General features: G+C 72.4%; 10 protein-coding genes and 1 pseudogene. 4 read left to right on the top strand and 7 right to left on the bottom strand.

Annotated elements, in window-relative coordinates:
• Positions 1 to 9: 9 nt before the first annotated feature.
• On the bottom strand, positions 10 to 369 hold the full coding sequence (locus ABZ261_RS12195; RefSeq protein WP_053654533.1) for an NADH-quinone oxidoreductase subunit A: 360 nt from the start codon (positions 367 to 369) through the stop codon (positions 10 to 12).
• A 742-nt stretch (positions 370 to 1,111) separates the two neighbouring features.
• On the opposite strand from ABZ261_RS12195, the gene ABZ261_RS12190 reads away from it, so the two are divergent.
• Both ABZ261_RS12190 and ABZ261_RS12185 read left to right on the top strand, forming a co-directional pair.
• A complete protein-coding gene (locus tag ABZ261_RS12190; RefSeq protein ID WP_356858078.1) occupies positions 1,112 to 1,936 on the top strand; it encodes a C40 family peptidase in 825 nt (274 codons plus the stop codon).
• Between the two features lie 106 nt (positions 1,937 to 2,042).
• Positions 2,043 to 2,331, top strand: a pseudogene (locus ABZ261_RS12185) (peptide deformylase); the annotation flags it as partial.
• 3 nt (positions 2,332 to 2,334) lie between these two features.
• Here ABZ261_RS12185 and ABZ261_RS12180 read toward each other — a convergent pair.
• A complete protein-coding gene (locus ABZ261_RS12180; RefSeq protein ID WP_356858076.1) occupies positions 2,335 to 3,618 on the bottom strand; it encodes a geranylgeranyl reductase family protein in 1,284 nt (427 codons plus the stop codon).
• 100 nt (positions 3,619 to 3,718) lie between these two features.
• Between ABZ261_RS12180 and ABZ261_RS12175 the strand changes: the two genes are divergently transcribed.
• Together ABZ261_RS12175 and ABZ261_RS12170 are read left to right on the top strand one after the other, a co-directional pair.
• Positions 3,719 to 4,234 carry a GNAT family N-acetyltransferase gene (locus tag ABZ261_RS12175; protein ID WP_356858074.1) on the top strand — a complete coding sequence of 172 codons (516 nt, stop codon included), beginning with the start codon at positions 3,719 to 3,721 and terminating at the stop codon, positions 4,232 to 4,234.
• A 119-nt stretch (positions 4,235 to 4,353) separates the two neighbouring features.
• Complete coding sequence (locus tag ABZ261_RS12170) at positions 4,354 to 4,662, top strand: PASTA domain-containing protein (RefSeq protein WP_356858072.1); 309 nt, start codon at positions 4,354 to 4,356, stop codon at positions 4,660 to 4,662.
• 16 nt (positions 4,663 to 4,678) lie between these two features.
• On the opposite strand, the gene ABZ261_RS12165 is transcribed toward ABZ261_RS12170, so the two are convergent.
• The 5 genes from ABZ261_RS12165 to ABZ261_RS12145 form a co-directional block, all read right to left on the bottom strand.
• A complete protein-coding gene (locus ABZ261_RS12165) occupies positions 4,679 to 5,374 on the bottom strand; it encodes a demethylmenaquinone methyltransferase (RefSeq protein ID WP_356858070.1) in 696 nt (231 codons plus the stop codon).
• A gap of 72 nt (positions 5,375 to 5,446) precedes the next feature.
• Entirely contained in the window at positions 5,447 to 6,052 is a 606-nt protein-coding gene (locus tag ABZ261_RS12160) for a hypothetical protein (RefSeq protein WP_356858068.1), read from the bottom strand.
• 7 nt (positions 6,053 to 6,059) lie between these two features.
• A complete protein-coding gene (gene mqnC, locus ABZ261_RS12155) occupies positions 6,060 to 7,259 on the bottom strand; it encodes a cyclic dehypoxanthinyl futalosine synthase (RefSeq protein WP_356858066.1) in 1,200 nt (399 codons plus the stop codon).
• 93 nt (positions 7,260 to 7,352) lie between these two features.
• Positions 7,353 to 8,099 (bottom strand): A24 family peptidase, encoded by a 747-nt coding sequence (locus ABZ261_RS12150; protein ID WP_356858064.1) that lies wholly within the window; start codon positions 8,097 to 8,099, stop codon positions 7,353 to 7,355.
• 96 nt (positions 8,100 to 8,195) lie between these two features.
• A complete protein-coding gene (locus ABZ261_RS12145; protein WP_356858062.1) occupies positions 8,196 to 9,044 on the bottom strand; it encodes a menaquinone biosynthesis protein in 849 nt (282 codons plus the stop codon).
• Between the last annotated feature and the right edge of the window lie 115 nt (positions 9,045 to 9,159).

Here is a 9,159-nt window from a genome sequence, read left to right as displayed (position 1 = left end):
AAGAGCCCCTCAGTCCCATTCCAGGCCGCCGCGCCGCCATACGTACGCGTACGCGACGAAGACGGTGAGCACGAAGAGCAGCATCTCCACGAGCCCGAAGATCCCCAGGGCGTCGAAGGTGACGGCCCAGGGGTAGAGGAAGACGATCTCGATGTCGAAGACGATGAAGAGCATCGCCGTCAGGTAGTACTTGATGGGGAAGCGGCCGCCTCCGGCCGGCGTGGGGGTCGGCTCGATGCCGCACTCGTAGGCGTCGAGCTTGGCGCGGTTGTACCGCTTCGGACCGATCAGCGTGGCCATGACCACGGAGAAGATCGCAAAGCCTGCCCCGAGGGCTCCCAGTACGAGGATGGGCGCATACGCGTTCACCGCTCCTCGCTCCTCTCAGTCGGCACTGACTGCTGGCGGTTGCAGAGGGCTCGCTCCCGCCTCACCGGTCCCTTGGGCACCGCTGGTCCCGGCGGAGATCGAGAACATGTGAAGCAGGTCACAAGCCCAACTGCCTCGCATCTTATGCCCGCCGCTCTGTGATCTGCGACACGGGGTATTCCACAAGCTTTGTGATCTCCACCACCTGACGAAGGATCATGAAGTCGGATGATGAGTGATCTTCATACGGGAAGCGTTCAATTGATCACCACAGGTGACAATCCAGCTCGTCGTCGCAGGCCGGAGGGGGCGTCTCCATATCAAGAGAGTTCTGCCGCATGCAAATTCGCGTCGGCCGCCGCGGCCTGCTAAAGGGCCGTTCACACATCAGAGGGAGGGACGCGGCGGGGTGTGGACGGACACCCGGGCGCGTGCACGCGTTCACGAACTCCGCGGGCGCGGGACGCCGCGGTTCCGGTGACCGTTCCGTGACCTCTGCCACATGCGGGGCGGCTTCCCGGGGACCCGACTTGGCCGGCGGCCCCCACCAGTGGTAAGCGCGGCGCAATTCGGACGTAATGATCAAAGGACGTGATCAACGGCTTGATCACCGGCGTCCGCAATGTCCGTTACGGCGTCAATAAAGAGCCTCGTCACCCGAATTTGAGACCCGAATTGAACAACTGTGGCGCACCACACGTTGCTTGAAGATATGAAGGAGCCCCTGGTACCGGTTGTTCCCATGTCCCACACCGCTCACATACGCAGCCACCGGAAGCCCCGCCGCAGCACCTCTGCCCTCGCCGTGCGGGCCGGAGTTGCCGGTGGTGTCCTCAGCACCCTGGCAGTCGCCGGGGCGTCGGGCTCGGCGAACGCTGCCGAGCCGGTGACGCAGACCCTCGAACTGCCCACCCTGACGGCCGATCTGGCCGCCCAGGCGGCCCAGTCCGCGGACGCCACCCAGCAGGCCGCCGCGAACTACCAGCTGCAGGCCGAGCGTGACGCTGCCGCAGCGAAGGCCGCGAAGCAGGCCGAGGCGGACCTCGCCGAGGCCAAGAAGAAGGCGGCCGAGGCCAAGAAGAAGGCCGAGCAGGAAGCCCGCAAGCAGGCCGCCGCACGCGCTTCGCGCACCGCACAGCGCACCACGCTCTCCACCACCGCGAGCACCGCCACCACCGCGAGCACCACCTCCCCCAGCAGCTCCACGGCCACCGGTTCGGCCGCGGCCGTCATCAGCTTCGTCAAGGCGCAGGTCGGCAAGGCGTACGTCTCGGGCGCCACCGGCCCCTCCGCCTACGACTGCTCCGGTCTGGTGCAGACGGCCTTCAAGCAGGTCGGCATCAGCCTGCCGCGCGTCTCGCAGGACCAGTCGACCGCCGGCACCCAGGTCTCGCTGAGCAACCTGCAGCCCGGCGACATCCTGTACTGGGGCAGCGCGGGCAGCGCGTACCACGTCGGCGTGTACGTGGGCGACGGCATGTTCGTCGGCGCGCAGAACCCCTCCACCGGCGTCGTGGAGCGCCCGCTGTCGTACGACCCGCCCACCGGCGCCGTGCGCGTGCTCTGAGCGCACCGACGCACCACGTGCACGCGCAAGGGCCGCGGCCCCCTTGGGGGCAGCGGCCCTTGCGCCGTCCCTGACATGCTCTGCTCGGGCCGCCGTCCGGCGGTCCGTCGCCGAGGGCGCGGGGCCGGCGGCGCGTCAGGCCGGGGTAAATCTACGGCTGTTCGTGTACGACTGCCCCGACGACGACGGAGTCCGGCATGTCGGGCACACCGTCGATCCGGTGCTCGACACGCCCACGGCGGGGCGGCGGCTGCTGGACGAGGGCGAGGCGTGCCTGTCGGTGCCCGGTGCCGTGATGGCCGTACCGCGACAGGAAGGACGCGCTGCGGCAGATGGCGGACCGGCGGGACGCGGTGCACGCGCGCCGGGCCGCCAACTCCGAGGCTTTCAGCGCCTGGTCACGCCTTCGGGGCCACCCTGCTCAGGCCGTTGATGATGCGGTCCATCGCGTCGCCGCCCGTGGGGTCGGTGAGGTTCGCCAGGAGCTTGAGGGTGAACTTCATCAGCATCGGGTGGGTCAGGCCGCGCTGGGCGGCGATCTGCATGACCTTCGGGTTGCCGATGAGCTTCACGAAGGCGCGGCCGAGCGTGTAGTAGCCGCCGTAGGTGTCCTTGAGGATGCGCGGGTAGCGCTGCAGGGCCGTCTCGCGCTGCGCGGGCGTGGCCCGCGCGTGCGCCTGGACGATGACGTCGGCGGCGATCTGCCCGGACTCCATGGCGTAGGCGATGCCCTCGCCGTTGAAGGGGTTCACCAGGCCGCCGGCGTCGCCCACGAGCAGCAGCCCGCGCGTGTAGTGCGGCTGGCGGTTGAAGGCCATGGGCAGCGCGGCGCCGCGGATCGGGCCGGTCATGTTCTCGGGGGTGTAGCCCCAGTCCTCCGGCATGGAGGCGCACCAGGCCTTCAGGATCTCGCGCCAGTCCAGCTCCTTGAAGGAGGCGGAGGTGTTGAGGACGCCGAGGCCGACGTTGGAGGTGCCGTCGCCCATGCCGAAGATCCAGCCGTAGCCGGGCAGCAGGCGGTCCTGGGGGCCGCGGCGGTCCCACAGTTCCAGCCAGGACTCCAGGTAGTCGTCGTCGTGGCGCGGCGAGGTGAAGTAGGTGCGCACGGCGACGCCCATCGGGCGGTCCTCACGGCGGTGCAGGCCCATCGCGAGGGAGAGGCGGGTGGAGTTGCCGTCGGCGGCGACGACGAGCGGCGCGTGGAAGGTGACCTCGCGCTTCTCCTCGCCGAGCTTGGCCCGCACGCCGGTGATGCGGCCGGTGCGCTCGTCGACGACGGGGCCGCTGACGTTGCAGCGCTCCCGCAGGCGGGCCCCGGCCTTCTGGGCGTTGCGGGCGAGCTGTTCGTCGAAGTCGTCGCGCTTGCGGACGAGGCCGTAGTCCGGGAAGGAGGCGAGATCCGGCCAGTCGAGCTGGAGGCGGACGCCGCCGCCGATGATGCGCAGGCCCTTGTTGCGCAGCCAGCCCGCCTCCTCGGAGATGTCGATGCCCATGGCGACGAGCTGCTTGACCGCGCGCGGGGTGAGACCGTCGCCGCACACCTTCTCGCGCGGGAACTCGGTCTTCTCCAGGAGCAGGACGTCGAGACCGGCCTTGGCGAGGTGGTAAGCGGTCGTGGAGCCGGCTGGCCCCGCGCCCACGACGATCACATCGGCGGTGTGGTCGGAGAGGGGCTCGGTCACGGCGGGATCTCCCCAAGGTTTCGAAATCTGCGTGCCGACCGGCACTGGACATGGGCAGTCTATGCAGCAGCATCCGATCACCCGGCTGAAGGGCTGCCCTGTGAACCGACCTCTCCCCGCGGTACGGCTGCGCGTCCCCACGCACGAGGACGCGGTCGCCTGGCACCGGGTGTTCGGCGACCCGGAGGTCATGCGCTTCCTCGGCGGCCGGCCGGCGGAGCTGTCGGTCTACGAGGAGCTGACCGCGCGGCAGCGGCGGCACGACGCGGAGCTCGGCTTCTGCCTGTGGACCCTGCTGGACGACTCCGGGCAGGTCATCGGGTTCACCGGCGCGCAGCCGTGGGAGCGGGCGTGGGGGCCGGCCGGTGAGACGCAGATCGGCTGGCGGCTCGGGCGGGCGCACTGGGGCAGGGGGTACGCCACCGCTGCGGCGCGGGAGACGCTCAGGCGGGTGCGGGCGGCCGGGGTGCCGGGTGTGGTGGCGCTGGTGCGGCCGGACGACGAGCGGTCGGTGGCGGTGGCCCGGCGGCTCGGCATGGAGCCGGCGGAGACCTACACGCACCCGGCGCGGGAGGAGCCGGTGCTCTGTTTCCGGCTGTCGCTCACCGATCAGTGACGCAGAGTGACGATCTGTCACAGAAAGACACCGGCGCCTTCCGGGCGGCGGGGCCGGGAGTTACCCTTCCAGTACCGCTGGGGGTGACATCTGTGCGTATAACACCCAATACACCCGAAGTGCGCGTCCCGCGTCTGGTGGGCCTGATGGCCGTGGACGCGCGGGAGGCGGCCCGGGCCCGGGGCCTGGTCCTCGACGCGCCGGACCGCCCGGACTTCCACCGCACCGTCGTCGACTACGTCGTACGCCAGTATCCGCAGCCCGGGGCCGAGGTGCCGCGGGACTCGATGGTGTACGTGTGGTTCGACTTCGGTGAGGGCGAGGGCGGCGGAGGCGTGCGCGAACCACGGCTTCCGCGGCCTCCGACGGGCGGACTCCACCGTGAACTCGGCGAGCCCGGGGGCACGTTCGAGACGATCGGCCGCTGAGGCCGCCCCGGGCGGCTCAGCCCTCCTTGAACGCCCGGTGCAGCGCGACCACACCGCCGGTCAGGTTGCGCCAGGCCACCCTGGTCCAGCCGGCCTTCCGCAGCCGCTCGGCGAGGGCGGGCTGGTCGGGCCAGGCCCGGATGGACTCGGCGAGGTAGACGTAGGCGTCGGGGTTCGAGGACACCGCGCGCGCGACCGGCGGCAGCGCCCGCATCAGGTACTCGGTGTAGACGGTCCGGAAGGGCGCCCAGGTCGGGTGCGAGAACTCGCAGATCACCACGCGTCCGCCGGGCCGGGTCACCCGGTGCATCTCGCGCAGGGCCGCGTCCGTGTCCTGAACGTTGCGCAGCCCGAAGGAGATGGTGACGGCGTCGAAGGTGTCGTCCCGGAAGGGCAGGCGGGTCGCGTCGCCCGCGGTGAACGGCAGCCGGCCGTGCCGGCGCTTGCCGACCTGGAGCATCCCGAGGGAGAAGTCGCACGGGACGACGTACGCGCCCGTCCGCGCCAAGGGCAGCGAGGAGGTGGCCGTGCCGGCGGCGAGGTCCAGGACCTTCTGGGCGGGGCGCGCGTCGACCGCTTCGGCGACCTCCTTGCGCCAGCGCCGGTCCTGGCCGAGCGACAGCACGTCGTTCGTCAGGTCGTACCGTTCCGCCACGTCGTCGAACATCGAGGCGACTTCGTGCGGCTGCTTGTTCAGGGAGGCGCGGGTCACCCGCCCATTCTTGCAGCCCGGTCCCCCCGCGGGGGCGCCGGCTTCCCGCGCGCCGTGCGCGGGCCGGCGCCCTCAGCGGCGCCGGAAGACCAGCCGTCCCGCCAGGACCGTCGCCACGCACGTCCCCGTGCCGCGCTCGGCCAGCTCCGCCTCGTCGCGCACGTCGAACACCGCGAAGCGGGCGGCGGAGCCGGCCTCGCGCGGCGGCGGGCACTCGGGCGGCAGACCGCAGGCGAGGGGGTCGAGGGAGGGCACGCCGCCGGGTCGGCCCGGCCGGCCGACGACGCCGAGTCCGGTGCGCCGCACGGCGTCCCGGACCGCGCGGTTGCGCAGCGGCTCGCAGGCCGCCGCGACCGTCCCGTGGGCCAGCATGCGCTGCACCCCGCGCCGGGCGCTCGCGCCCCAGCGGGCGTCGTCGGGGCCGAGTGCCGTCAGCGCGTCCCCGGTCAGCGGCTCGGTGCCGAGCAGGCCGGCCTCCCGCGGGTCGGGGTGGTAGGACTCCTCCAGCAGTTCGGTGCCGTGGAGGTTGACGAACCCGGACGTGAGGATGCCGGGCCAGGTGCGCACGCGGGCGTGCGGGTGCGCGGCGGCCAGTTCCTCCAGCGGCCCCGCGCCCGCGATCCACTCGCCCTCGACGGCGAGGGCGTGCCCCCGGGAGTCGGCGTGGAGCGTCAGCACGGCGGGCTCAGTCGGCCGGCAGCAGCTGCAGCTCGGGGTGCGCGGTGCCGCCCTCGATGGCCGTGGAGGAGATGTGGGAGACCACGCGGTCGTCGGCGGGGTCGTTCGCCGGGTCGTCGTGGACCACGAGGTGCTCGTACGTCGTCGACCGCTGGGCCGGCACCCGCCCGGCCTTCCGGATCAGGTCGATGATCTCCAGGCGGTTGGAGCGGTGCCGGGCGCCGGCCGAGGAGACCACGTTCTCCTCCAGCATGATCGAGCCGAGGTCGTCCGCGCCGTAGTGCAGGGAGAGCTGGCCGACCTCCTTGCCGGTGGTGAGCCAGGAGCCCTGGATGTGCCGCACGTTGTCGAGGAAGAGTCGGGCGATCGCGATCATCCGCAGGTACTCGAAGATCGTCGCCTGGGTGCGGCCCTTCAGGTGGTTGTTCTCCGGCTGGTAGGTGTAGGGGATGAAGGCGCGGAAGCCGCCGGTGCGGTCCTGGACGTCCCGGATCATCCGCAGGTGCTCGATGCGCTCGGCGTTGGTCTCGCCGGTGCCCATGAGCATGGTGGAGGTCGACTCCACGCCCAGCCGGTGCGCCGTCTCCATGATCTCCAGCCAGCGCTCGCCGCTCTCCTTCAGCGGGGCGATGGCCTTGCGCGGCCGTTCCGGCAGCAGCTCGGCGCCGGCGCCCGCGAACGAGTCCAGGCCGGCCTCGTGGATGCGGGTGATGGCCTCCTCCACCGAGACGCCGCTGATCCGGGCCATGTGCTCGACCTCGGACGCGCCCAGCGAGTGGATCACCAGCTGCGGGAAGGCCTCCTTGATGGCCCGGAAGTGCATCTCGTAGTACTCGACGCCGTAGTCGGGGTGGTGGCCGCCCTGGAACATGATCTGGGTGCCGCCCAGCTCGACGGTCTCCGCGCAGCGGCGCAGGATGTCGTCGAGGTCGCGGGTCCAGCCCTTCTCCGTGTCCTTGGGGGCCGCGTAGAAGGCGCAGAACCTGCACGCCGTGACGCACACGTTCGTGTAGTTGATGTTCCGCTCGATGATGTACGTGGCGATGTGCTCGGTGCCGGCGTACATGCGGCGGCGTACCGCGTCGGCGGCGGCGCCCAGGGCGTGCAGGGGCGCGTCTCGGTAGAGGGCGAGCGCCTCCTCGGGCGTGATGCGTCCGCCCGCCGCGGCTCGGTCGAGCACGGACTGGAGGTCGGCCTTCTCGGTCACCGGGCGTCCCTTTCGTCAAGGGTGTGGACAGACCGGACCAGCCTACGCCAGCCGTTTCCGGCCCCGGCGCTCAGGCCGCGTACGCCCCGGCGCTCAGGCCGCGTATGCCCCGGCCAGCAGCCCGGCGAGGGCGCCGGCCAGGAGGAACGGGCCGAACGGCACGGCCGTGCGGCGTCCGGCCCGGCGGGCCAGGACGAGAGCGCCGCCGTACAGCGCGCCGAGCAGGAACCCGGCGAAGGCGCCGAGCAGCACGGTGGGCCAGCCGTACCAGCCGAGCACGGCGCCCGCCCCCACGGCCAGCTTCACGTCGCCGAAGCCCATGCCGCCGGGGTTGACGCGGTACAGCGCGTAGAAGCCGGCGCCGAGGGCGCAGGCGCCGTAGAGGGCGGTGCGCCAGTGGCCCGCGTGCTCGGGGAGGAGGGCGGCGAGGCCGAGCAGGGCGAGCGCGGCGGCGGCGAGCGGCAGGGTCAGCGGGTCGGGCAGCCGCTGCACCCGGAGGTCCACCGCGGCCAGCAGCACGCCGACGGGCGCGAGCAGCAGCCAGACGGCGAGTTCGGGCCGGGCGCCGGTGGCGGCGGCGAGGACGGCGCAGACCAGGCAGGTCACGGCGGCGAGCGGCGCGGCGGAGCGGACGCCCGCGCCGGGGCACGCCCCCGCGCACCGCCCGCAGCCCGTCCTGCCGAGCCATCCGCGGATCGGGTGCCCGTCCGGGCACCGGCTCCGGAAGGGTTCGCCGGGCGGGACGGCGAAGCGGTAGGCGGCACGGGGCAGCAGGAGGCCCGCCAGCGCGCCCCACACCCCGGCGACGAGCACCGGCACCGCCGTGGTGACACCGCCCACCCCGACCACCCCCTTCGCGTTCCCCGGGTCCCTACCCGCCGCGGACGGCCCGCACCCCGCGGGAGCGGGCGACGCGCCGCGGGCGGCGCGGGCCGGTCACGGCTGGAGCAGCTCCACCTCGACGTCCGCCGGGAAGCCCGTCGTCGGGCCGACGCGGCGGGCGAACTCGGCGACGGCCTCCAGCTGGGGCGCGCCGAAGCTGAAGTCGAGGGTGGTGAAGTACCGGGCGAGGGTCTCCTCGTCGAAGGCCTCCCAGCGGGCGGCCTGCTCGGCGACCTTGCCGACCTCCTCCAGGGACAGGTCGCGGGAGGCGAGGAAGGCCTCGTGGACCTGGCGGGTGATGGACGGCTCGCGTTCCAGGTAGTCCCGGCGGGCCGCCCACACCGCGAAGACGAACGGCAGGCCGGTCCACTCCTTCCACAGCGCGCCGAGGTCGTGCACCTGCAGGCCGAAGCGGGGGCCGTCGTGGAGGTTGGCCCGCAGGGCGGCGTCGCCGATGAGGACGGCGGCCTCGGCCTCCCGCATCATCAGGCCGAGGTCGGGCGGGCAGGTGTAGTAGTCGGGCCGGACGCCGTACCGCTCGGCGAGCAGCAGCTGGGCGAGCCGGACCGAGGTGCGGGAGGTGGAGCCGAGGGCGACGCGGGCGCCGTCCAGCCGGTCCAGCGGGACCTGGGAGACGATCACGCAGGACATCACCGGGCCGTCGCAGCCGACGGCGATGTCGGGGAAGGCGACCAGCCGGTCGGCGTGCCGGAGGAACTCGACCAGCGTGACCGGCCCGATGTCGAGGTCGCCCTGCACGAGCCGCTCGCTGAGCTTCTCCGGGGTGTCCTTGGTCAGCTCGAAGTCGAGGAGCGTGCCGGTTCTGGCGAGCCCCCAGTACAGGGGCAGGCAGTTCAGGAACTGGATGTGGCCGACGCGCGGCCGGGAGCGAGCTGTGTCCACATCGCGAGGCTAGACCCCGCGCGGCGGCACGCCGGGACCGGCCCCTGGGCCGAACGGCCTACGGCTGTTCAAACATCCGGGTGACGTGATCTTGACCTCTGTTGCGTCCGGTCGC

This window comes from Streptomyces sp. NPDC006193 (genome assembly GCF_040613915.1).
Lineage (GTDB): Bacteria > Actinomycetota > Actinomycetes > Streptomycetales > Streptomycetaceae > Streptomyces.
Note: the sequence above shows the minus strand (reverse complement) of the source record. Positions and strands in the feature narration are given on the sequence as shown.

Excerpts from the sequence above, each read along its gene's own strand:
- ABZ261_RS12190 (WP_356858078.1), top strand. The coding sequence starts at position 1,112 with ATGTCCCACACCGCTCACATACGCAGCCACCGGAAGCCCCGCCGCAGC.